Origin of the sequence: Rhodanobacter sp. MP1X3, from assembly GCF_014207165.1 — a bacterium.
Lineage (GTDB): Bacteria > Pseudomonadota > Gammaproteobacteria > Xanthomonadales > Rhodanobacteraceae > Rhodanobacter.
In genome coordinates this window covers 243251-266146 of the sequence record NZ_JACHCO010000006.1, presented here as the reverse complement: position 1 = coordinate 266146, position 22896 = coordinate 243251, and the positions used below count along the sequence as shown (strand labels likewise).

The 22896-nt window shown below is 59.9% G+C and carries 19 protein-coding genes; 9 read left to right on the top strand and 10 right to left on the bottom strand.

What is annotated here, in order from left to right:
* Positions 1-84: 84 nt before the first annotated feature.
* The gene (locus HDE79_RS16715) at positions 85-813 is read left to right on the top strand and encodes a tetratricopeptide repeat protein (protein WP_184603511.1); all 729 of its coding nucleotides are present in this window, start codon (positions 85-87) and stop codon (positions 811-813) included.
* A gap of 80 nt (positions 814-893) precedes the next feature.
* Here the strand turns inward: HDE79_RS16715 and HDE79_RS16710 are convergent, their stop codons facing one another.
* The 3 genes from HDE79_RS16710 to HDE79_RS16700 all read right to left on the bottom strand — a co-directional run bounded on the left by HDE79_RS16710 (position 894) and on the right by HDE79_RS16700 (position 7775).
* The gene (locus HDE79_RS16710; RefSeq protein ID WP_255488466.1) at positions 894-3734 is read right to left on the bottom strand and encodes a M14 family zinc carboxypeptidase; all 2841 of its coding nucleotides are present in this window, start codon (positions 3732-3734) and stop codon (positions 894-896) included.
* Positions 3735-3964: 230 nt separating this feature from the next.
* Positions 3965-6283: a transferrin receptor-like dimerization domain-containing protein gene (locus HDE79_RS16705; protein ID WP_184603509.1), complete on the bottom strand. Its 2319-nt coding sequence runs from the start codon at positions 6281-6283 to the stop codon at positions 3965-3967.
* Between the two features lie 139 nt (positions 6284-6422).
* Positions 6423-7775 (bottom strand): hypothetical protein, encoded by a 1353-nt coding sequence (locus HDE79_RS16700; RefSeq protein WP_255488465.1) that lies wholly within the window; start codon positions 7773-7775, stop codon positions 6423-6425.
* 191 nt (positions 7776-7966) lie between these two features.
* On the opposite strand from HDE79_RS16700, the gene HDE79_RS16695 reads away from it, so the two are divergent.
* Positions 7967-8740, top strand: a complete 774-nt coding sequence (locus HDE79_RS16695) for a class I SAM-dependent methyltransferase (protein ID WP_184603507.1) — start codon at positions 7967-7969, stop codon at positions 8738-8740.
* Positions 8741-8749: 9 nt separating this feature from the next.
* On the opposite strand, the gene HDE79_RS16690 is transcribed toward HDE79_RS16695, so the two are convergent.
* A complete protein-coding gene (locus tag HDE79_RS16690; protein ID WP_255488464.1) occupies positions 8750-9916 on the bottom strand; it encodes a glycosyl hydrolase family 18 protein in 1167 nt (388 codons plus the stop codon).
* A 156-nt stretch (positions 9917-10072) separates the two neighbouring features.
* Between HDE79_RS16690 and HDE79_RS16685 the strand changes: the two genes are divergently transcribed.
* A complete protein-coding gene (locus tag HDE79_RS16685) occupies positions 10073-10264 on the top strand; it encodes an oxidoreductase-like domain-containing protein (RefSeq protein ID WP_255488463.1) in 192 nt (63 codons plus the stop codon).
* A gap of 96 nt (positions 10265-10360) precedes the next feature.
* Positions 10361-10870 carry a DUF1993 domain-containing protein gene (locus HDE79_RS16680; protein WP_184603504.1) on the top strand — a complete coding sequence of 170 codons (510 nt, stop codon included), beginning with the start codon at positions 10361-10363 and terminating at the stop codon, positions 10868-10870.
* A gap of 346 nt (positions 10871-11216) precedes the next feature.
* Here HDE79_RS16680 and HDE79_RS16675 read toward each other — a convergent pair whose 3' ends face one another.
* Positions 11217-11939 carry an rRNA pseudouridine synthase gene (locus HDE79_RS16675; RefSeq protein ID WP_184603502.1) on the bottom strand — a complete coding sequence of 241 codons (723 nt, stop codon included), beginning with the start codon at positions 11937-11939 and terminating at the stop codon, positions 11217-11219.
* A 144-nt stretch (positions 11940-12083) separates the two neighbouring features.
* On the opposite strand from HDE79_RS16675, the gene HDE79_RS16670 reads away from it, so the two are divergent.
* Both HDE79_RS16670 and HDE79_RS16665 read left to right on the top strand, forming a co-directional pair.
* Positions 12084-13094, top strand: a complete 1011-nt coding sequence (locus tag HDE79_RS16670; protein WP_184603500.1) for an LLM class flavin-dependent oxidoreductase — start codon at positions 12084-12086, stop codon at positions 13092-13094.
* An 85-nt stretch (positions 13095-13179) separates the two neighbouring features.
* On the top strand, positions 13180-14037 hold the full coding sequence (locus tag HDE79_RS16665) for a PA4780 family RIO1-like protein kinase (protein WP_184603499.1): 858 nt from the start codon (positions 13180-13182) through the stop codon (positions 14035-14037).
* A 90-nt stretch (positions 14038-14127) separates the two neighbouring features.
* Here HDE79_RS16665 and HDE79_RS16660 read toward each other — a convergent pair whose 3' ends face one another.
* From HDE79_RS16660 to HDE79_RS16640, 5 genes are all read right to left on the bottom strand, one after another.
* Positions 14128-14589 (bottom strand): hypothetical protein, encoded by a 462-nt coding sequence (locus HDE79_RS16660; RefSeq protein WP_184603497.1) that lies wholly within the window; start codon positions 14587-14589, stop codon positions 14128-14130.
* A gap of 93 nt (positions 14590-14682) precedes the next feature.
* Positions 14683-15069 carry a VOC family protein gene (locus tag HDE79_RS16655; RefSeq protein ID WP_184603495.1) on the bottom strand — a complete coding sequence of 129 codons (387 nt, stop codon included), beginning with the start codon at positions 15067-15069 and terminating at the stop codon, positions 14683-14685.
* Positions 15070-15157: 88 nt separating this feature from the next.
* Complete coding sequence (locus HDE79_RS16650) at positions 15158-15469, bottom strand: hypothetical protein (RefSeq protein ID WP_184603494.1); 312 nt, start codon at positions 15467-15469, stop codon at positions 15158-15160.
* A 435-nt stretch (positions 15470-15904) separates the two neighbouring features.
* The gene (locus HDE79_RS16645) at positions 15905-16336 is read right to left on the bottom strand and encodes an FKBP-type peptidyl-prolyl cis-trans isomerase (RefSeq protein WP_184603492.1); all 432 of its coding nucleotides are present in this window, start codon (positions 16334-16336) and stop codon (positions 15905-15907) included.
* Between the two features lie 135 nt (positions 16337-16471).
* A complete protein-coding gene (locus tag HDE79_RS16640) occupies positions 16472-17029 on the bottom strand; it encodes a YaeQ family protein (protein WP_184603490.1) in 558 nt (185 codons plus the stop codon).
* A gap of 91 nt (positions 17030-17120) precedes the next feature.
* Between HDE79_RS16640 and HDE79_RS16635 the strand changes: the two genes are divergently transcribed.
* The 3 genes from HDE79_RS16635 (at position 17121) to mprF (ending at position 22891) form a co-directional block, all read left to right on the top strand.
* Positions 17121-17999: a pseudouridine synthase gene (locus HDE79_RS16635; protein ID WP_255488462.1), complete on the top strand. Its 879-nt coding sequence runs from the start codon at positions 17121-17123 to the stop codon at positions 17997-17999.
* A 107-nt stretch (positions 18000-18106) separates the two neighbouring features.
* A complete protein-coding gene (locus tag HDE79_RS16630) occupies positions 18107-20107 on the top strand; it encodes an oligopeptide transporter, OPT family (RefSeq protein ID WP_184603486.1) in 2001 nt (666 codons plus the stop codon).
* A gap of 129 nt (positions 20108-20236) precedes the next feature.
* Positions 20237-22891 carry a bifunctional lysylphosphatidylglycerol flippase/synthetase MprF gene (mprF, locus tag HDE79_RS16625; protein WP_343205990.1) on the top strand — a complete coding sequence of 885 codons (2655 nt, stop codon included), beginning with the start codon at positions 20237-20239 and terminating at the stop codon, positions 22889-22891.
* Positions 22892-22896: the final 5 nt, after the last annotated feature.

The following is a 22896-nucleotide window of genomic DNA, read 5'->3' as shown; positions in this document are numbered from 1 at the left end:
TGAAGGGGTTCTGCTGTTCTCGGGCAACCGCTACGGCTCGTATAATGGAGGCATGCCTCAATGCCGCCAGTGGTCTCCCCCAGCATGACTGCTGACGAATTACGCAATCTGCTGAAACTCGATCCTGAGCACGCCGCGGAGACCGTTCAGGGGCTCGGTAACCAAGGACTCCTCGCAGCGCAGATTCTTTTTGGCCAGATGCTGCTGGAAGGCAACGGGACCATAAGAAGCCGAGCCGCCGCGCTGGCTTGGTTCGAGCTGGCCGGAAAACAGGGCAGTGCCGAGGCCATAAATATGGTCGGGCGTTGCCTGGAAAATGGCTGGGGCACCGAACCTGACCTAGCGCAGGCGCTGGCCTGCTACGTATACGCCGCCAAGCTGGGGCATGACTGGGCACAGTACAACGTGGCCCGCATGTATTTCGACGGCGCCGGCGTCGAGCCCGATGCCGAGCGGGCCGCGCATTGGTACGCGCAGGCGGCAAACCAGGGTCATGCGCGGTCGATGAATCGGCTTGCGCGGTGTTACGAGCAGGGTTGGGGAGTCGCGCAGAACCAGTCAAGGGCCACGGACTGGTACCGACGCTCTGCCGAGGCCGGCTACTTCCGTGGGCAGTACAACTGGGCTACTGCCCTGGTGAGGGCGGGCAAGGTCGACGAAGCGGCGAACTGGCTGATCCGGGCCAGTCAGGAAGCGACGAGCCAATTGAAGAAGGCTATTGCCAGCTACGCCGCACAGATTGACCACCCCGCGATGCGCGCGGTTGCTTCGTCTCTGAACGAAGCACTTCGTGCAGTCGATGCCTCAAAGTAGAAGACAGGCTCCGACGTGCCGAATGCATTGGGCTTGCGGATGGGCAGCCATCTTGATGACTGCCCATCCAGAGAGCTGACTTATGGTTCAGCCGTCTGGCCATCCAGTTGATTGAAGTGGGTGATGGCGTTGAAGACCAGGCCGTAACTGCCGATGGTTTCGCCGCGCCAGATCGGGTTGCCGGCGAATAGCAGCACGTTGCCCTTGCCGTAGTGGGCGTCGACGACGGCAGCGCGTTCGGCCATTTCATCGCCACCGTCGAGCAGGCCGGCAATCAGCAGCTTGTCGGCATCGGCGTAGCGCAGGATCACCTGCGGACGCTGATCGGCGGGAATCGCCAGCGGGTTATTGCGCAGCTGCTCGGCGTTGAGCGGGGTGGCCTGCCAGGGCTTGGGATCAGGCAGGGCCGGTGGTGCTACCGAGGCGCGGCCTTCGGGCGTGTCAGTGTCGTGCGGGCCACCGCGTCCGGTGGGGCGCTGGAAGTCCTTGGCATTCGGCAGGCCGTCGTCGCCGGTGATCTGGTTGGAGACGGTAAAGGACTGGCCCAACGAGCTGTATAGCGCCAGGTCGTCGCTGGCGTAACCGCTGGCGACAGGATTTTTGCGATCCACAAAAGTGCTTTGCAACACGCTGCCGACGACCTTGAGGTTGTGTGTGAGCGTGACAAACACGCCCGGCGCCATGCCGCTGTCGATGGCGAACTTGGCGGTATCCTCGGCGGTGACCAGCAGGCCGCCGGCGTGTACGAACTGCTTCAGGTTTTCGAGACCCTTGGCACCCAGGCCAGGTCGAATGTCGTCAGTCGAATCGATCTTGCCGATGTTGGGCGTGAGCTTGGTGGTTTTCCACGGCATGGGGTTACCCCACATCGGCAGGCCATCGACGATCTGTTCTGCAGTAACACCGCCAATCGGGCCGAACAGGATCACGTCGTACTTCGCATGCAGGTCGCTGCTGCGCGCCACATCCTGCGTGCTGATGTAGGTGTAGGGCACGTGCAGCTTGTCCAGCGCCATGCGCCACCAGCCTTCGGTCTGGGTATCCAGCCAGGTGTGCATCAACGCAATGCGTGGCAGCTTCGCCACTGGGATATCGATCGCGGCCAGTCCCTGCGGCGGCGTGATGGCATCGCTGACGGCGCTCATCGGCGCCTTGAGGATGGCATTGTCGGTGACTCGTACCACTTGGACGTTGAACAGGTCGCCCATCGACCAGGCGGTATCGTCGTAGGGATGCTGCTGCGGGTCTTTCGGCGACCAGTACTGGCGGTCAAGCAGGGCATCGGCTATGCGCGAGTAGGGCTGATCCATGCGCACGACGTAGCTGCCGGCGGCAAAGGTCCTCGAGGTGGCTTTTGCTTTCGGATCGTCGCCCTGTTTCGGGATGGTGATAGTGACGGGTGCGGTCGTGCGGCTGACCTCGACGTGCTGTAGCTGCATCACGTGCAGCAGTTGTGCTTGTGAACCGGTGCGCGTTTCGCCAGCCGGAAAAACATAGGCGGCGGGGCCAGCCTCCTGGGGTTTCTCGATCGAGCGCTTGCCCTTGAGGTAGAAATTCTTCAGGAACAACGGGCCGTTGTCGGAGAAATAATTCAGTGCGGTGAGCAGACCGGTCTGTTCGTAGTTGTTGTTGTCGCGCTGCGACCAGAGGACCTCGGGCAACGGGGGGTTCGGCCGGTACCAGGTGCGTGTGTATTCCTTGGGGCTGAGCGTGCGCTTGACCGTATCGGCACCGTCGTTGCCGAAGGTTTCGTAAAGACGGCTGACGCCGTTGTGCATGGCGGCGATGAACATCAGATAGCCCGGACTCCAGGTATCGAAGTCGCCGTGGGTGAACACGCCGGGCATGCCGAACTTGGTCAGCTCCTGCACGTTGTTCCAGCCCAGCTGTTGCCACTCGCCGGTCAGGATGGGATCGATCCACGCGTTGTACGGGCCATCGCCGACGGTGTTGTCGTAGAGGAACGGCACCGACTCATGCAGGTCATGCAGCACCTGCGCGTGCCAGCCGATATAGGTATCGGCGATGTTACGCGTCAGGTTCAGCGTCATGCCCATCGCGTCGCGGTTGTTGTCGTGCGCCACGTAATGGCCCCAGTACATCAGCGGCGAATAGTTCTGCCCCGGATGCGCAAGGTGCCAGTTGTACAGATCGACCATGCGGTCGCGGCCGTCGACTTCGACGATCGGCGTGATCAATGTGATCACGTGCGAGCGGATCTGCTTGATATACGGCGAGTCGTCCACGGCGAGGCGATAGGCCAGCTCCATCAGCGCGGTTGGTGCGCCGGTTTCGGTGGAGTGGATGGTGCCGGTGATGTAATAAACCGGCGTCGATTGCGCGACCAGCTGATCGGCGGTGTCGTCGTTCATGCCGATAGTGCGCGGGTCGGCCAGCTTGGCCAGCCGCGCCTTGTTGGCGTCCAGATCGGCGAGCACGTTTTCGTCTGCAATGGCCACCGCAATCATCTCTCGGCCTTCTTCGCTTTTGCCGATCGAGAACACTTTCACTCGTGGGCTGGCTGCGGCCAGTGCACGGAAGTAGCGATAGACATCAGCCGAGTAGGGCAGGTAATTCGGCGCGCCGGAAATATGGCCCAGTACCTTGTCGGGTGTTGGCACGGTCGCGGAGGCAGGCAGGTAATCGGTCAGCGGCGAGTTGAACGATGGATCGGTGGTGAACTTGAGGATCTGGTCGGTGTATGCCTGATCAATTGCCTGGGCCGGATCGCGGGCATAGGACTTCGCTCCTGCCGGATCACTCGCTGCCGACGTTGGGCCAACACCAAGCGCCAGCAGCACAGTCAGTGAAAGCCGGATGGACACGCGCATGATGCATTTCCCCTGATTGGCACGACGACAGATCGATGCACTCTGCCAGAACACGCAGGGTTTCGTGTAGCCCATCAGTTGGGTAGCCATGGCGGCAGACTCAGTCATTCACCAGGTCAGCCATTGACGGATACCGGATCGCAACGGTCCATTCGCTACAGACTCAGCCTGCCTCCAGCAAAGCAGGCTGAGTCGATTAAAGCGAAGGATTCAGTGCGAGGGGGGATCAAAGCGAGGCCGTCGGCGCGCTACCGGCTAACGCATTCACATCGACGCCCGACAAGCCAATGCCGGCCCCATGCTGGCGTCCAAATGCGGCATCAGCTCTTGGTGTCGAGCAATACAGTCAGCTGGTCAAGCTGTTGCCGGTAGTGATCGATGACCTTGGCTGTGATCACTGTGTAGTGATTGGCCTCGTCCCAACGACGTGCCTCCAGGGCCTCGCGCACGCCTGGCAGTGTCTTGACACCGTAGCCGGTCAGCATGCCGGGCGCATAGACCATGTGCTTGAACCATGGTCGTGTTGGCAAGCCGTCGGAATTGGTCAATGCCTGCTCCATGCGACCCATCTGTGCGTTCAGCTCAAGCCCCTGTTTTGCCGGCAGGTTGAAGCCGGTGGCTGCGCGTTTGCTGTAGGCGGTTTCGAAAGCTTGCGCGCTCTGTGTGAGTTGCTTTGCTGCCTGATCCAGCGGGGCGAGATCGATCGCCGGTACATCGGAATCGCGCTCAGGTGGTGCGATCGGACGGGTTGGGTCGGCATCGAGCGTGAATGCGTGGCCGTCAAGGAGTTTGTGCTGCTCGTCGGTTGCCTTGCGCGTTTTGTCGACGAGTTTGTGCAGCTCATCGACGTAACGATCGAGCGTGCTGCTGAAGTCACCAAAGCGCATCGGCAATACGTTGGCATCCGCACTGCGTAGCACGATGTGTCCGACAACCTTCGAGAGTGCGATGCCGTATTCGAACGTTGGATCGCCGAAGCGTACATAGTGATCGAACGAATCGTACTGAGAGTGGTAGATACCCTCATCGTCGTCCTCGTCGCTGAAGCCGAGGTCGAGCGAGGCGATGCCGAGGTGCTCCAGGAAAGCGCTGAAATCGGAACCGGAGCCGAGCGCGGAGAGCGGCACATCGCCGCCTTGCGCGGCGATTTTCGCTACATCCTTGGCTTCGGGTTTGGCATCCTCATCATTGCCGGCGATCAGCATGTGTGCACGCAGGCGCTCCCGTACGCTGACGTGGGTTTCTGGATCGGTCACACCATCGGCGACTTGGTTGACCAAGTGTTGCAGCGAGTGGCTGCCGCCAGCGGCGAGAAAGCCGCGGCCATTGGTGTCCGAGTTGACGTACATGACAGCCTTGGCCTGCAGCTCTTTCGCATGCGTTTCGGCCCATTCAGTAGAGCCGAGCAAACCAGGTTCCTCGCCATCCCAGCTGGCGTAGACGAGCGTGCGCTGCGGGCGCCAGCCCTGCTTGACCAGCGCACCGATGGCCTTGGCCTCGGCCATCAGCGCGACGTTGCCGGCAAGCGGATCCCATGCGCCGAAGACCCAGCCGTCGTGATGGTTGCCGCGCACAATCCACTGATCGGGCTCGGTGCTCCCCTTGAGCTTGGCGATGACGTCATAGACTGGCTTTTGGCCCCAGTCCGACTGCACGGTCAAGTGGACTTTGGCCGTGCTTGGGCCGACGTGATAAGTGAGTGGCAGCGAGCCGCGCCAGTTGGCGGGTGCCACCGGTCCAGCGAGCGCCTGTAGCAGCGGGGTGGCATCCGCGTAGGAAATTGGCAGCACCGGAATCTTCAACAGCGATGTGGCGTCTTTGATGGCAAGGCGTTTGGCGCCGGGGACAGAGCCGATACCTGGTGTCAACGGGTCACCAGGGTAGACCTGCATGTCCGCGACCGAACCACGCTGCACGCCGTCGGCCGGACGCCAGCCGCCCTTCGGGTAAACATCGCCTTTGGCGTAGCCGTCTTCGTGCGGATCGGAATAGATCAGGCAGCCGATCGCGCCATGCTGTTGGGCCAGCTTGGGTTTCAGACCACGCCAGCCGCCGCCGTAGCGAGTAAGCACGATCTTGCCGCGCACATCGATACCGCGCCTCGCCAGATCTTTGTAGTCGTCCGGCATGCCGTTGTTGGCGTAAACCAGTTTGGCGGTGACATCGCCATCGGCGCCATAGACGTTGTAGGGCGGCAGAGCGCCATCGTGGATGCTCGAGGTAGCATCGCCAGGAATCGTCGGTTCCTTGAGTGCGGCGGTGAAAGGGCGCGGGCCGAGTAGCTCAAGCGCCACTTTTTTTGGCGTGGGATAGAGCACGCTGAAGGTTTCGATATGCGCATCCCAGCCCCATTCGCGGAACTTCGCCAGCATGAACTCGGCATTGGCCTTGTCATGCGGTGAGCCGACCTGGTTCGGCTGCGACGACATCTGCTTGAGCCAGTTGCGCTGGTCGGCAGGGTCGAGCTGTGCATCGAAGCGTTGTTCAAGACTTTGCTGTTTGGCAGCGTCGCTGCTAGTGAAGCCGAGCATGGCCGTGTCGTCGCTGGCTGGGTTATTGCCGGTCGCTACCGCGGTAGCAACGCATGTCGCCATCGTACAAACAGCTATCAGGCGATGCTGCAATCTCAAACGTGTCATGCCATTTTACTCCTCATGGGTCTATCGATATTTGGGTATCTTCGAGCCAAGATCATTACCATCATCTTGCCAAGCTTGAAGATCGGACAAGAGCAGCGGATTTCGCGATGGCCGTGGGGATGAAGCTCGGAAGAGGCTACTAACGGGTTGCGGTATCTCCGGCAACGGTCACTTCCTGCTCGAAGAGCAGCTGTGCTCTTTGGTCGGTGTATGTCAGCTTGTATTTCCCCGGGCGCAAGTAAAGCTCACTGATAGGTGCGCCCTGATGAAAACGTATATGTTCTTCCTGAGTGGCGCTCAGTGGAATGGGATCAAGCGCAATGAGGTCAGCGGGAATAGCATCCATGCCTTCATCGAAATAGCGCGCCTCCACCATGCATGGATACGACTCCTTGCAGCGATCGCCACTGACTGGGTAGGGTTTGCGCAGGCCGCCTAGGTCGGCCCAAGTCGGTCTGCCGCGATCCAGCTTTTGCGCAGGAAAAAATACGCTGACGTCGTAGCCACTGCGCAAGGTCCAGGGTTTACCGGTGCCATCAATGAAAACGGTAGGGACCTGCGGATTGAATTTTCTGATGACCTCGGAAAGGTAAGGGTGATCGTCGTGACTGTCTTCATGCGGAAATAGCATGGTTTGCTCGACAGTCAGTGCATCGATTCCTGAAAGCTTGTGCAGGTATTCGGCCATGGATGATCCGCCAAGAAAACCTCCCGATTTCTGGATATGCGCGTAACCCGCGTCGAGTACCAGCTTGGCGTTAGGGTCCTTCTTGAATACTTCTTGGTAGACGTTGTTGGCTTGTTCTCTCTCACGAGCATCGCCGGTGGCGTCGGAAGTCGCCTCGTAGGCAACGACTTTGAACCCGAGTTTCAATGCGGTTCGGACCATTTCCGCGCAAATCGGCTCTTCCGTGTAAAAGCCGCTCTCCTTGATCGGATAACCCCGACCCTGAAGTCTGGTATCCGTTTGATAAAGTGTTTCTGCCGCAAAATAGTTAAAACCCTCTTTCCTCAATTCGCTTAGTACCTGCACGGTCAGAGTCCGCGTCATAGGTACGTTGTGCGCTTCATTGAAAAAAACGGCACGATAGTTTTTGGCCAGTTCGGGAATAGCTTGCAGGGCTGGCTTGGCGGAAAAACCCCCCTCGGCAAGAGGCGATGAATGATCCTCTGTGGTCAGTCCCTGCTTTATGGAAAAGCTGGCCGATGCGTCAGTGTAGTCGCCAATAAAGGTCTGGTACCAGCTGAGGTACTGTCCAAAGATCACGCGGAATGCAGTGTCGTTGTATCTGACGTGTGCGTAGCGCATCACCTGATACTGAGCCAATAAACCTTTACGGGTCTCGGCTTCGCGCATTATCAGCTCTGACTTGCGCGATGCCTCCAGTTGCTGCGACCGCCATTGCCCTGGCAATTGGGCATGAGAGGTCGTGGAAAGCAATGCAAGAAAAGATATATAACCCAGGGTGAGCCCTGTTCGAGATGCCTGCATATTGTTCCCCTGTTCCGTCACGACGAGGTAGCAAAGCTCTTTTACCAGTCCACGCGGCAACTGTCGCGTGGCTGTCACGAAGAGCTATTGTTAGCTGAAACGCAGTTGGCAAAACCCTGCCAATCGTCACATCACGTTTTCCATCAATCGGGAGCACAATGCGTGGACCTTTGCCGATTGCGGAGTCACTCATGCGTTCGACTATTCTTGCTCTCCTGATAGCCGTTGCCTTGCCTGGTGCAGCGCTTGCCCAGATGTCAGGTGCTCATACTGGTGCGATTTATGCCGTGGTGGCCAGGGCGGTGGGTGATCCCGCGCGACAGGCCGACAAAGTGAATGACGAACGCCGCAAGATCAGCTCGATCATGGAGTTTGCTCATGTGCAGCCCGGGCAGAAGGTATTGGAGTTGATTCCCGGTAGCGGTTATTTCACCCGCGTGTTCAGCGCCATCGTCGGGCCGACCGGCCATGTGTATGCGCTCTGGCCGAACGAGTACGCCAAAGAGGATGGCGACGATCTTTCCGCGATGAAAAAATTTGTGGCCGAACCGCATTACGCCAATGTCAGTGTGCTTGAGCAGCCCTCCAATCAGCTGAGTTCGCCGGAGCCGGTGGATTTGGTGTTCACCTCGCAGAATTATCACGACTACCCGGACAAGTTCATGGGCAGTGTCGATCCGGCAGTACTGAACAAACAGGTATTCGATGCGCTCAAGCCGGGTGGCTTGTTCGTGGTGATCGATCACGTGGCTCCTACCGGCAGCGGCATGCAGGACACCGATACGTTGCACCGGATCGACCCGGCGATCGTCAAGCAACAGGTCGAGGCCGCGGGTTTCGTGTTTGATGGCGAGAGCGGCGCGCTGCGCAATCCGGCCGACACGCACACCCTCAAGGTGTTCGACAAGTCGATCCGCGGCCATACCGATCAGTTCATCTATCGCTTCCGCAAACCGGCGAAATAAGCGGAGTAATCACTGCAGGTCACGCCAGATCGCGTCCAGTAGTACATTCTGCGGGTCTTCGCTCTGTTCCCAGTACATGATGCCGCCAAGGTGCTGCGTTTTTACGTAGGCAGCCTTGGCGGCGATTGACTGCGGATCGTCATAGCTGATGAAAGTATGGGTCGCTGCGTTCCACAGATAAGGTGCCTGCGCATCGGCATCCCAGTAGCGCACGAAGCCGTTCCGGCCGATGAAATCAGCTTCGAGCTGCGGCCACGGATGTTCGGTGCCGTAATGACCGTAAGCCTGGTACAGGCCGTTGTGGCTGGGCTTCACGTCGTCGAATTCGCGGCCGTAGAACGCTGCACCGATCAGCAGTTTTTTCGGCGGAACACCGGCGGCGAGAAACTGGCTCACCGCGCGGTCGGTGGTGCGCGCATCGGCTGGGGTGAGCGGCGACGCATGCAGGCCTGTGTGATGTCCTGTTGTCGGCGTCATCGAATTGACGAAGTCGTATGTCATCAGGTTGAACCAGTCGAGATAAGGCGCGATGGCGGCGATGTCGATGCCATTGACGAATGGGCCGTCCGCGATCGCCATGCTGAGTGTGTAACGACGCGTGCCGCGGTGACCGTTCCCCTGAGCCGCGCTATCCAATGCGGCGCGGACGTCTTTCAGCAGCAAGGTCAGATGGGCGTGATCCTGTGGACTGGAGCGGATGCCTGATTCCGAATGCTCCGGATATTCCCAGTCCACATCGAGGCCATCGGCATGGTTGTCCACCAGCAGTTTTGTCGCGCTGTCCGCAAAGCGTTGCCGGCTGGCTGCCGTGCTGGCCGCCTCGGAAAATCCACCTGAGCCCCAGCCGCCGACCGACACCACAATCTTTAGTTGCGGATGCGTCGATTTCAACACGGTCAGCTGATGCAGTCTCGATGCCGCAGCAGGATCGAGGACGACATGGTCGTCGACTACCCGGGCGAAGGCGAAGATCAAGGTGTCGATCTTGTCAGCATCGATGTGATCCACGTCTTCTTTGACGACATCGTAGCCCACGACCCGATAGTGGGAGGGCTTCACCGCCGCGATGTGTGCAGGCATGGCGCTACAGACCCGTAGAAGCAAAGCCAGGCACAGTGTCATGCCCAGCTTTTTGCCGATGATGTTGTCGCGATGTTGCCCGCCGTCGATTCGCATGTGCATCGTTCCAATGAGTACGATCGGTTATCTTCGCAGTCGCCGCTGGCCTTGCCTATAACCAGCTTGAAAGATGGTGCTGACGTCCATGTTGAGCTTCGCGTCGTTCGCTCGCACATGGGTTAGTGGTAGACGAAAAGGCGATCGCGACCAGTCATGCAAAACGACAAGCCACCCATGCACGACATCGCCGTCGATCCTGCGGATCCGCCGCCAGTGCGCCCAGTCGAGCCGGATGCCGCAGAGTGTTGCGGGGAAGGCTGCGTGCCGTGCGTGTTCGACATTTACGAACAGGCGCTGGAACGCTATCAGATCGCGCTGGCGGCCTGGCGTGAGCGACATGCTTGAAGTCAACGGCATAGCACCAGCCATGAGGGCATCACTGGACTACACTGCGCCGATCATTTCGCCATGTTCCACATTTGCCATGTCCCAGGAAATCCCATGCCTCACGCCATCTATATCAGTTCGGTTCCCGTATTCCGCCAGATGCTCGGCGGGCTTGACACCATCCTCGCCAAAGCCGAGGCGCATGTTGCAGCAAAAAGCATCGAGCCATCGGCGTTGACGCAGGCTCGGCTGTTTCCGGACATGTTCCCGCTGGCCAAGCAGGTGCAGATCGCGTGTGATTTTGCGCGTGGTGTATCGGCACGTTTGGCGGGTGCCGAAGTGCCGAAATACGATGACAAGGAGTTGAGCTTCGAGGCGCTGCGTGGGTTGATCGCGAAGACGATCGGTTTTATCGATGGTTTCGACAAGACCCTGTTCGACGATGCTGCAAAGCGCGACATCGTGACCCGGCCGGGCACGCCGAAAGAGCGTCATTTCACCGGTCAAACCTATTTGCTGAGCTACGGCTTGCCGCAGTTCTTCTTCCACGTGACCACTGCGTACGCGATCCTGCGGCACAACGGCCTGGAGATCGGCAAGCGCGATTACATGGGCGAGTATTGAGCGAACGATTGAGCCGAAAAGGTCACGACGGCGAAGTGTCGTACCGAGTGACTTGAGTGCGATGCGTACAAGCCGGATAGCTGCACCAGTCGACGTGTAATGACTGGTGCAGCTACCGTCGGGCAGGCAGGAGGATTACTTGGCGTTCTTCTTCTTTTCCTGCTTGGCCAGCTTCTTTTCCTTCATAGTTTTTTCCGGCTTTTTCTTGTCACTTTTCTTGGAGTCCAAACCCTTGCTCATGCTGCTCTCCGCGGTGTGGTAGGTGTGATGTAAAGCTCGGTCGCCCGCCGTTGCTTACGTTTCGAGAGACATGAAACAGCGTCGACAGGCTGATCCAAAGTTTACGCTAGATACGCTCGTGCGGCGCCAGATAACGCCACTGGCCCGGCGGCAATTTGGCCAGTGAAATACGGCCTATGCGCAGACGCTTCATCGCCAATACCTTCAGGCCGACCGCGTGGCACATCGGCTCGATCTGGCTGGGCTGCAATACCTTGAACGCAAATCGCAGCCGTTGCTCGCTCTGCCAGCTGACCTTGATCGGCGGCATCGCGTAATTATTGAAGCGCAGGCCGTGATTGAGCAGGGCCAGCCCATTGGCGATCAGTTCGCCGCTGACATCAACCACGAATTCCTGCTCGACTCGATCGATGTCCTCGGTGAGTTTGCGCGTCACCCGCCAGTCCTGGGTAAAGATCATCAGGCCAGTGGCTTCAGTTGGCAGCGGTAGCGGCGAAGTCAGCCGCTGAAGGTGGCGTTTCAGTGGCCGCACGCCGGAGGCGTCATCTGGCGACCGCGTGTCCGGTGTAACCAGCGCACTGGCCGGATTCGGGCCAGCGCCAGCGTCGTAACCGGCAGGTTTGTGCAGCACGAGGGTGGCCGGTTCGGTGGCGATCAATTGGGCGCCGGGATCCAGTTCGACAGTCTGCGTATCAACCATGAACTGCGGCTTTTCGACCACCACGCCGTCCACGCGCACCCAGCCGCCCTCGATGTACTGCTCGGCCTCGCGCCGTGAGCATTGCGCAAGGGCGACGACGCGTTTGGCGAGGCGAACCGGGTCAGTCATCGAGATGCCGTGAAAGAAGATGTGGCCATTGTAGGCGGGGTTCGGTCTCATGCATGCCGATCTGACGCAGCTGGAGCAAAAGCCGTTGGCAATCCACGCAATCGTCCCCAAATCATCGGCCATACGCTACTGCGAGAACACCACATGATTCCTTTTTCGATCCTTGACCTGGCGCCCGTCACGGAAGGCAGCGATGCTGCGCAGGCATTCCGCAACACGCTCGATCTGGCCCAGAACGCCGAGCGCCTGGGCTATCGCCGCTACTGGCTGGCCGAACACCACAATATGGCCGGTATCGCCAGTGCGGCCACCGCGGTACTGATCGGCTACGTGGCCGGCGGTACCTCGCGCATCCGCGTCGGCTCCGGCGGCATCATGCTGCCCAACCACGCGCCGCTGCAGGTGACCGAGCAGTTCGGCACCCTGGCTTCGCTGTATCCGGGGCGCATCGATCTGGGCCTGGGACGCGCGCCGGGCACCGATCAACCGACCGCCAAGGCACTGCGCCGCTATTTCGACAGCGCCGATGCGTTTCCGAACGACGTGATGGAGCTGCTGGGTTACTTCGAACCGGTAAAACCGGGCCAACCGGTGCGCGCCGTGCCAGGCGCCGGAATCGACGTGCCGGTGTGGCTGCTGGGTTCAAGCCTGTTCAGCGCGACCTTGTCGGCCCGACTTGGCCTGCCGTTCGCATTCGCCTCGCATTTCGCGCCCGACGCGATGGATGAAGCGCTGGCGCTTTATCGACGGGACTTCCGGCCGTCGGCACGGCTGCAGCAGCCGTACGCGATGCTCGGGGTCAACGTGGTCGCCGCGGAAAGCGACGCCGAGGCGCGCCGGCTGTTCACCACCCAGCAGCAGAGCTTCATCAATCTGCGCCGCGGCCGACCTGGGCTGATCCCGCCACCCATCGACGACATCGAGTCATACGCTTCGCCCATGGAACGACACGGCGTCGACCACGCGCTGGCCTGTGCCGTCATCGGCAATGCCGCTACGGTGGAAGGAGGTATCGAAGCCTTCATCGAGAGGCACAAGCCGGACGAGCTAATGATCACGGCCAACGTATTCGACCATACGGCAAGGCGTCGATCGTTCGAGATTGTGGCAGGCGTGCGCGACCGGCTCAGTGCACCCAGCGTGCAGGCAAGCTGAGGCCCGACAACGAGAAATAAGCGAGTAATGCCGCAGATCGGCCATAATCGGCGTTATTCCACGAATTGCTGAAGCTTTTCCACGCATGAAGACACCCAAGGGCCTGCAGGATCTGATCGACGAAGGCGTTATCGACCAGGTCCTGCGACCGCTGAAGAGCGGCAAAGAAGCTTCCGTTTATGTCGTGCGCTCGGGCGACGATATCCGTTGTGCCAAGGTCTACAAGGACATGGCACAGCGCAGTTTCCAGGCGCGCGTGCAGTATCAGGAAGGCCGCAAGGTGCGCGGCAGCCGGCAGGCCCGTGCCATGGGCAAGGCCACCAAGTTCGGCCGCAAGGAGGCCGAGGCCGCCTGGAAGAACGCCGAGGTCGACGCGCTCTATGCGCTCACCGCCGCTGGCGTGCGTGTGCCCAAACCGTATGGTTATTTCAACGGCGTGCTGGTGATGGAGCTGGTCACTGACGCTGACGGCTACTCCGCACCGCGTCTGGGCGAAGTGGAGTTGTCAGCAGATACCGCGCGTGATTACCACCGCTTCCTGATGCAGCAGGTAGCTCGCATGCTTTGCGTGGGGCTGATCCACGGTGATCTCTCCGAATACAACGTGCTGGTCGGGCCGGAAGGCCCGGTCATCATCGACCTGCCGCAGGTGGTCAGCGCCTCCGGCAACAACTCGGCGCGCACCATGCTTCGCCGCGACGTCGGCAACATCACCATCAGCCTCTCGCGCTTCGCTGCGGAATTGTTGGACAGCCACTACGCCGAAGAGATGTGGGCACTGTTCGAACTGGGTGAACTGCACCCCGATACCGAACTCACCGGCCACTTCGAATTCGACGAAAGCATCGCCGACGTCGACAGCGTGATGCAGTCGATCATCGATGCGCGGGAGGAGGCGATCATTCGCCAGCAGGGCAGGGACGAGGCGGCGCAGGCGGATTGAGGCGCTGTTTAGGAAGTTTCCGGTAATCAGCGCAATACGCACTCGTGAGCCGTTGTGGCAGCGGCTCACTTGTCCCAGTAGTTACGCCGCTCATTTTTTGATACTGGCGTGATAAGTCCCGACGTCATGCACACCTCCCCGACCAAACGTATATATATCGCCGGCTGACGAGCCATCCGATGTCACCATGCCGTCCATCACTAGATAGGCATCGCAGGTGCCCCCGGTGAGGTCGATCTTGATCTTGTTATCAACGAACCTGGCGACACCATATGACGCGAGGGGTAATGGTGGCGAGAGCACGTCGGGTCGAATGAAATCCACACGGAAGCCATCGCCAACGTCGCCCATACACGATCTTGCATGATCCGAAGTAATCAGCATTTCCAGCTCGCCGCGGCTTTTGCCATCGGCATTAACCACATCGACTTTCCATGGAATACCATGCGGAAATTTAGCTCGAAGCGCATCCATCGGAAGGGCGTCTGCCGCGATGACTCGGCTGGCTGCCGATAAAACAAGAAAGGCAATAAATAGTTTGTGCGACAGCATGAAGGGCCTGACGTTTGACTTAAGCGGACCGCCGAAGGCAGGTCCGCTTGAAGGAGGGGTTCGGCGGCGCATCCTGGCCGATCAGACCAGGGCTCATTTGCCCTCGGGCGGCTGCCAGAGTTCGACCTTGTTCCCCTCTGGATCCATGACCCAGCCGAACTTGCCATACTCGGAGTCATCCGTTTTCTCGAGTACGTTGCAACCTTCATCGCGTAGTGCCTGAAGCAGCGAGGTCAAGTTCTCGACGCGATAGTTGACCATGAAGGTCGACTGGCTTGGCGCGAAGTGTTCGCCATCGGCGGCGCCGATGGACCATGCGGTCGTTCCGTTTGTCGGATTGCCCGCAGCATCCGACCACGTAAACGCCGCGCCTCCCCATGCCTGGACGTCGATTCCCAGGTGCTGCTTGTACCAAGCTCGCAGCGCGACAGGCTCCTTCGCGTTGAAGAAGACCCCTCCGATACCCGTAACTCTCTTCATTTGCGCCTCCGAAGTGCGGCCAAGTTGGAGCGTACCGTGTTTGCGGCGACTAACGCTGGAGGCGTAGCCGTCCGCCTTGAACGAGTAGTTAGGCATAAGGATGAGATTCGCGATACCAGATGCCAATGCATAGAAGCAATGATGCAAGAGTACATGCGCCTGCACCAACGATTGCAACATTAAGAAAAATGCTCGTGCCTTGTGCCGGCCCAAAGGTGTAATTAATGAGTGCATACAGCAAGGAAAGCGGGATGCAGACTATGAAGAAGATACCAAATGCACCTGATACGCTAACTGCGTAGTACAGGCAGTCAAAGCGATCTTCGCCAGCCTTAAGAGCACCAACATTGATCGCAACTGCAAGCACCACAATGGTAAGAGTCAGTGCAAGGTGCCACATGTTGGTTGCTCCAAGGCCTAACGCTAATTAGACCCCATATCGGGCCATATGCATCGGATGTTCAGCTTTAGGTCGTAGCTCGTCAAGCGAGCAAATTTCGCAAATAGACAAGGGTTTGCCGGGTGACGGCTACGGTGTGGCGGAGCGAGGATGGCGTTCGCATATCTCACGGACTTGCCGGGCATGGCTAGGGCATGGATTCCCGAGGTAGAGCAACACAGGAGCGGTTACCGAATGCCCGGCAAGCGCCAAGCGGGGTGTCGTTTTCTACGGGCGTACCGTCTGTCGCCTTACGGGCCTGCTTCGGCTGTTCACCCATGTTGCCGCGTGCGTGAGGACAAGTAAAAGCAAGTAACTCGGCCTCCGCAGGAGGCCGAAAGCCCTCAGCTTCAACGCACCAAGATCATCGCAAACAACGCGGCGATACCGCCAACCTCATGGCGTAACCCCCAACAACTCCACATCAAACACCAGCGATGCGCCCGGCGGAATGGCATCGCCTGCGCCATCGTCGCCATACCCGAGTGTTGCCGGAATCAGCAGGGTACGCTTGCCGCCGATGCGCATGCCGGCTACGCCCTGATCCCAGCCAGCGATGACCCGGCCTTCGCCGAGGGGGAAGGTGAAAGGCGTGCCGCTGTCGAGCGAGCTATCGAATTTCTTACCGTGTTTGTCCTTGGCGGTTTCGTCGTAGAGCCAGCCGGTGTAGTGCACCTGCACTTGCATGCCGGGCTTGGCCACCGCACCGGTGCCGACCTTCTGTTCGATCACGGTGAGTTTGTCCACGCGACCGTTGGCGTGCGCTTGCGGCGTGGCGCTGCAGGCGGCGAGGGCGATCAGGGCGAGCAGGGGCAGCAACCAGCGCATGGCATGAGTCCTTGGAGTGGTTTGATTGAGGTATGACTGGTTAAATCAGAATCGGTTGAATCGGCGTGAGGCAGATTCAATCAGCGGGCAATTGTTCTTGAAAATGCGGCGATACGATAGTCGTATTGCGCTTGCTCAGCTGACGGCTTCAGCGACACCCATGCGTCGTAGGGGATCGATCGTCACCGACTCAACATCGTTCATCAGCTGTAGCTGGCCATCCTGGATCAGCGCCTGCAGACGCATGCCACGCTGCAGCAGCGGCAAGAGTTCGGCGACGGTGGTGGCGGAGATGTCGAGCACGGTGAGGTTTTTGTTGCGCCCCAGCGATGCGCCGACCTTGCTCCACCAGATGTCGGCTGTGTTGCCGCCGTAGTTGATCACCACGACCTGACGTGAGCGGCCGCAGGCTTTGCGGATGCGCGCTTCATCGGGCTGGCCCAGCTCGATCCACAGCTCGATTTCGTCGGTATAGGCCTTGCGCCACAGTGCCGGTTCATCCTCATCGCTGATGCCCTTGCCGAACTCCAGCCGATCGTCCGCGTAGAGCGCGAACGCCAGCAGGCGTACCATCAGCCGCTCTTCGGTTTCCGACGGGTGCCGTGCCAGCGTCAGCGCATGAGTGGCGTAGTAATGCCGATCCATGTCGCTGATCTGCAGTTCGACCTTGTAGATGGTGGAGTTGAGTGCCATGGGCATGCCGGTCGGTGATAACCCGCCTATTCTACGCTCCGATGCCGTCTGGGAGGCGTGTCTTACACTGCCGGTCGCCATGCGATCAACTATGACCTCCTTTGTCCGTGATGCCGAAGCCAGCACCGTGCATCTGCCGGCCGGCCCTTGGCAGACCGTGCTTGACGCGCTTTGCGCCACGTTTCCCGCGATCAGCCGTGAGCAATGGGTGGATCGCATGGCGCGTGGGCGAGTGCTGGATGCGCAGGGTGGGGCGATCACTTTGGCGACGCCGTATCCGCGAGTCGGGCTGCGCATTCATTACTACCGCGAAGTGGTCGATGAAACGCCCATACCGTTTATCGAAACCGTGTTGCACGTCGATGAGCATCTGGTGGTGGCCGACAAGCCACATTTTTTGCCGGTGATCCCGAGCGGCAGTTTTGTCGAAGAAACTTTGCTGCGAAGGCTGATGCGCCGGCTGGACAATCCCGATCTGGTGCCACTGCATCGGATCGATCGTGCGACCGCCGGACTGGTTTTGTTTTCGGCGAATAGGGCGAGTCGATCCGCCTATCAGGCGCTGTTCCAGCAACAACGTATCGAGAAGCGCTATGAAGCGCTGGCGCCGCCGTTGGCAGAGTCGTCGTTTCCATTGACGCGACGCACGCGGCTGGTACGCGGCGAGCCGTTTTTCCGCACGCATGAAATCGATGGCGAATCGAACAGCGAGACGCGTATCGAAGTGATCGAGCGCGGGAATGATCTCTGGCGTTACGCGCTGTATCCGATCACCGGTAAGAAGCACCAACTGCGGGTGCATATGTCGGCGCTGGGTGCGCCGATTTCCAACGACTCCTGGTATCCGACGTTGACCACCCAGGACCTTGACGACTATCAGCGTCCGCTGAAATTGCTGGCGAAAAGCTTGACGTTTGTCGATCCGCTTTCCGGCGAGCTGCGCCGTTTCGAAAGCTGTCTGGGCCTGTAAAACACGTTTTTCGCACGGCCGAGCTATGCCGCAACGTTGGCAAAATCACCACGCACGGCGATTCCACGCTATCTTTCCCGGCAGAATCCGTCCGGGGAGAATCATTCGTGAGTGCACAGTTACCGTCCAGCGCTGCGCCGCGCACCGAGTTGACCATTCGAGGCTTGATCATTGGTGTGGTGATCACGCTGGTGTTCACCGCGGCCAACGTGTTCTTTGGTCTGAAGGCCGGCCTCACGTTTGCCACGTCGATTCCGGCGGCGGTGATTTCGATGGCGATCCTGCGTGGATTCAAGAATTCCACAATCCAGGAAAACAACATCGTGCAGACGATTGCCTCGTCGGCTGGCACGTTGTCGGCAATCATCTTCGTGTTGCCGGGGCTGGTCATGATCGGCTGGTGGAACGGCTTTCCGTTCTGGATCACGTTCGGCATCTGCGCTACCGGCGGCATTCTCGGTGTGATGTATACAATCCCGCTGCGCCGCGCGCTGGTGACGGATTCCGACCTGCCGTATCCGGAAGGCGTGGCCTGCGCCGAGGTACTTAAAGTTGGCGGGGGTGATGATTCGGAATCATCGGCAGAAGAAAGCAGCAAGGACGGATTGCTGGCTGTCACGGCAGGCACGATTGTTTCGGCGGTGTTCGCCATCGTTGTCGCCACCAAGATTTTTGCCAGCGACGTGGTGCAGTACTTCCGCATCGGTGATCGCGGCGGTGCCACCGGTTACGATTTCAGCTTGTCGTTTGCGTTGCTTGCGGTCGGCCATCTGGTCGGACTTTGGGTGGGTATTGCGATGCTGCTCGGCGCGGTGATCGCCTGGGCCTGGGCGGTGCCGCACTACACGGCGCTGGCGGCGACAGCCGGAGCGGCCGCGGATGTGGCGCAGGCGGCCTGGAGCCATAAAGTACGCTTTCTGGGCGCTGGCACCATCGGTGTGGCGGCAATCTGGACACTGGCCAAGCTGGTCAAACCGGTCATCAGCGGTCTCAGTTCGGCGATGGCGGCTTCGCGCGTGCGCAAGTCCGGGCAGGGCGCCTTGCTGCCGCGTACCGAGCAGGACATGCCGATCGGCATCGTCGGCCTGATCAGCCTGATCTGTCTGCTGCCGATCGCGTGGCTGCTGGGCAATTTCGCCAATAGTGCCGGGCTAGGCTCGCACCTGTGGCTGCTGATTGTCGGTGGACTCGTTTTCGTGGTTGTGATGGGTTTCCTGGTGTCGGCCGTGTGCGGTTACATGGCTGGTCTGATCGGTTCGTCCAACAGCCCGTTGTCGGGTGTCGGCATCCTGGTGGTGATCATTGCGGCATTGCTGCTGGTGGTAGCCGTGCAGTCACAAGTATCGGTCAGTGCGGGCAAGGGCATGGTCGCGTTTGCGTTGTTCATCACTTCGGTGGTGTTTTCGGTGGCGACGATTGCCAATAACAATCTGCAGGATCTGAAAACCGGCCAGTTGGTCGACGCCACGCCGTGGAAGCAGCAGGTGGCGCTGGTGATCGGCGTGCTGGTGGGGGCGGCGGTCATTCCGCCAGTGCTCGATCTGTTGAACAAGGCGTATGGCTTCGCCGGCATGGCGGGCGTCGATCCCGCGGTTGCATTGCCTGCCCCGCAGGCCGGCCTGATCTCGGCGCTGGCGCAGGGCGTGATCCAGGGCAATATCGACTGGAGCCTGATTGGCCTGGGTGCGGCGATCGGCGTGGTGCTGATCGGGCTGGACGCGCTGCTTGGCCGCTTCAGCCAATCCGCCGCGTTGCCACCGCTGGCTGTCGGCTTGGGCATCTATCTGCCAACATCCACCACACTGATGATTGTCGTTGGCGCGGTAGTCGGCTGGTACTTCGACAAGCGTGCGGATCGGACGGCCAAACCGGAGGCGACCAAGCAGTTGGGTGTGCTGCTGGCCTCGGGCATGATTGTGGGCGAAAGCATCATTGGTGTGATCATCGCCGCAATCGTGGTTTTCTCGGGCAAAGCATCGCCATTGGGGCTGGTTGGGGAAAGTTTCGACAATGCGGCGATCTGGATCGGCGGCATCGCCTTCCTCCTGGTCAACCTGGCGCTATATCTCTGGGTGGCGAAGTTGGGCCGGAAGTCGGCTGAAGGCTAGTGCCCTCTGCGGCATGACGACCTGCAACATGAGGACCTGCAACTTGAGGACATGGGGCAACAGGTTATTCACGACCTGAATTAGGTGAGGCTTTACACTAGACCGCTATCAGAGGGAGTTCGTCGTCGCGTGAAGCCACAGGGCGCAGAGCCACAAGACGTGCAGCAGGAAAAGATTGAGCCGGCTTTGAGCGCCGAGCAGGCCCTGGCACCGCCAAGCCAGCGCATGGTGATACTGCGTCGGCTGGCCGGGCCGCTGTTCTCGGTAGCCATGCTGTGCCTGGCGCTGTGGGCGCTGCATCTGCTGGCCAAAGAGGTGGATTACCACCAGGTACGCAAGTACGTGAACCGGCTGTCGCGTCCGCGGTTGCTGCTGGCTGCGCTGTTCACCGCGCTGGGTTATGCGGTGATGACGTTGTACGACCGTTACGCGCTGGTCTCGATCGGGCGAAAGCTGCCATGGCGACGGGTCAGCTTGATCTCGTTTATCAGCTACGCCTTCAGCAACGCCGTGGGTATGTCGCTGCTGGTGTCGGGTTCGATCCGCTATCGCTTCTATATACAGAACGGCTTGACCACCGCGGAGGTCGCCAAGGTGGTGCTGTTCTGCACCACCAGCTTCTGGCTGGGCTTGCTGGCACTGACCGGCGTCACTTTGCTGTGCATACCGCTGCCGCTGGATTTCCCGATGGCGCCGTTACGCATGATGGCGGAACTGCGTATCCCGATTGCGCTGGCGCTGACCCTGGTGCCGCTGCTGTGGCTGGCCGGCGGTTTGTTGCATCGGCCACTGCGAATTTTTCGCCTGCGCATCAACATGCCTTCGGTATCGACCGGCTTTCGGCAGATCCTGATCGGCGCGTTTGACTGGGGTCTGGCGGCGGCGGTGCTGTACATACTGATGCCCGATCAGCTCAACAACGGATTCGGGCATTTCCTGGCGATCTTCGTGATCGCGCAGATTGCCGGTTTGATCAGTCATGTGCCAGGCGGGTTGGGCGTATTCGAGGCGATCATGCTGGCCGGCTTTGGTGCCACCGGCAACGAGGCGTTGGCGGCGCCCATCCTCGGCGCGCTGGTGGTGTTTCGGGTGGTCTACTATCTGCTGCCGCTGTGCGGCGCCATCGTGATGGTGCTGCAGCGAGAGGCGCGCGGCATCCGTGAGAAGTCGCTGCTGTCGCCGTGGTTCACCGGCTTGTTGCCATCGTTTTTTGCCGGATTGACCCTGGTTTCCGGCGCGGTACTGCTGTTCTCCGGCGCCACGCGTGCGCTGCCCAACCGCATGGAGATGCTGCGCGAGGTACTCCCGCTGTCTGTGCTGGAGGTGTCGCATCTGCTGGCCAGCGTGATCGGCATGCTGCTGCTGATTCTCGCGCGTGGGCTGCAGCGTCGGCTCGATGCGGCGTATGTGCTCACGCTGATCCTGCTGGTGGCCGGTGCGATCTTTTCGCTGCTCAAGGGCATCGACTACGAAGAAGCGACCCTGCTCACCCTGCTGGCGATGGCGTTGGCGCCGGCGCACCGGTTGTTTTATCGACGCGCTTCGCTGTTCAGCACCACGTTTTCGTTGGGCTGGATTCTGGCGATTCTTGCGGTGCTGAGCTGCGCGGTGTGGCTGGTAACGTTCAGCTTCAAGCACGTCGACTACAGCAACAGCCTGTGGTGGGAATTCAGCTTCCATGAAGGTGGTGCGCCGCGTGCGCTGCGAGCGCTGGTGGCGGCGGCGGCGGCGGGCATGCTGTTTGCGCTGGCCAGTTTGATCAAGCCAGTCAAGTTGCATCGCGAACCTCCCACGGAAACGGAGCTGGCACAGGCGCTGCCACTGATCAAGCAGTTTCCATCGGCGCAGGCGCATCTGGCGCTGATGGGTGACAAGACCTTGCTGTTCGACGCCGAACACAGGGCGTTTGTGATGTACGACATTGAAGGCCGCAGCTGGGTCACGATGGGCGATCCGGTAGGCGCGAATGAGGATGTTCGCCGCGAGCTGGTATGGGCTTTTCTGGAACAGTGCGAACGCGCAGGTGGATGGCCGGTTTTTTATCAGGTCAGCCCGGCGGATCTCGACCTGTATCTCGAAGTGGGCATGAACCTGCTGAAGATCGGCGAAGAAGCACGCGTGCGTCTGGACGGTTTCAACCTCGACGGCAAATCGAAAAAGGTGCTGCGCAACACGGTCAACAAACTCGGTCGTGATGGCCTGCGGCTGGAGATCGTGCCGGCCGAGGCGGTCGCGGCTTTGATGCCGCAGATCAAGCAGATTTCCGATGCGTGGATGGGCGACAAGCGCGGACGCGAAAAGCGCTTTTCGCTAGGCGCGTTCGACCCGCGTTACCTGGTGCGTACGCCGATGGCGCTGGTGTGGCAGAACGACAAGCTGGTGGCCTTTGCCAACCTTTTTCTGACGGAAACACGTGAGGAAGCCTCGGTCGATCTGATGCGCTTTTTGCCCGATGGCCCCACCGGCATCATGGATTATTTGTTCGTGGAGCTGATGCAATGGGCCAAGGATGAGGGCTATCGCTGGTTCAACCTCGGCATGGCGCCGCTGGCCGGCCTGCAGAACCGGCGGCAGGCGCCGCTGTGGAATCGCTTCGGCGCTCTGGTATTCGGACGTGGCGAGCGCTTCTACAACTTCCGCGGGCTGCAGCGCTACAAGGACAAGTTCGATCCGGAATGGGAACCGCGTTACATGGCTGTGCCTGGTGGTATCGCTTTGCCAATGATTCTAACCAACGTTGCCAGCCTCATCGCTGGCGGCCTCACGGGTGTTGTACGTCGATGAAAAGC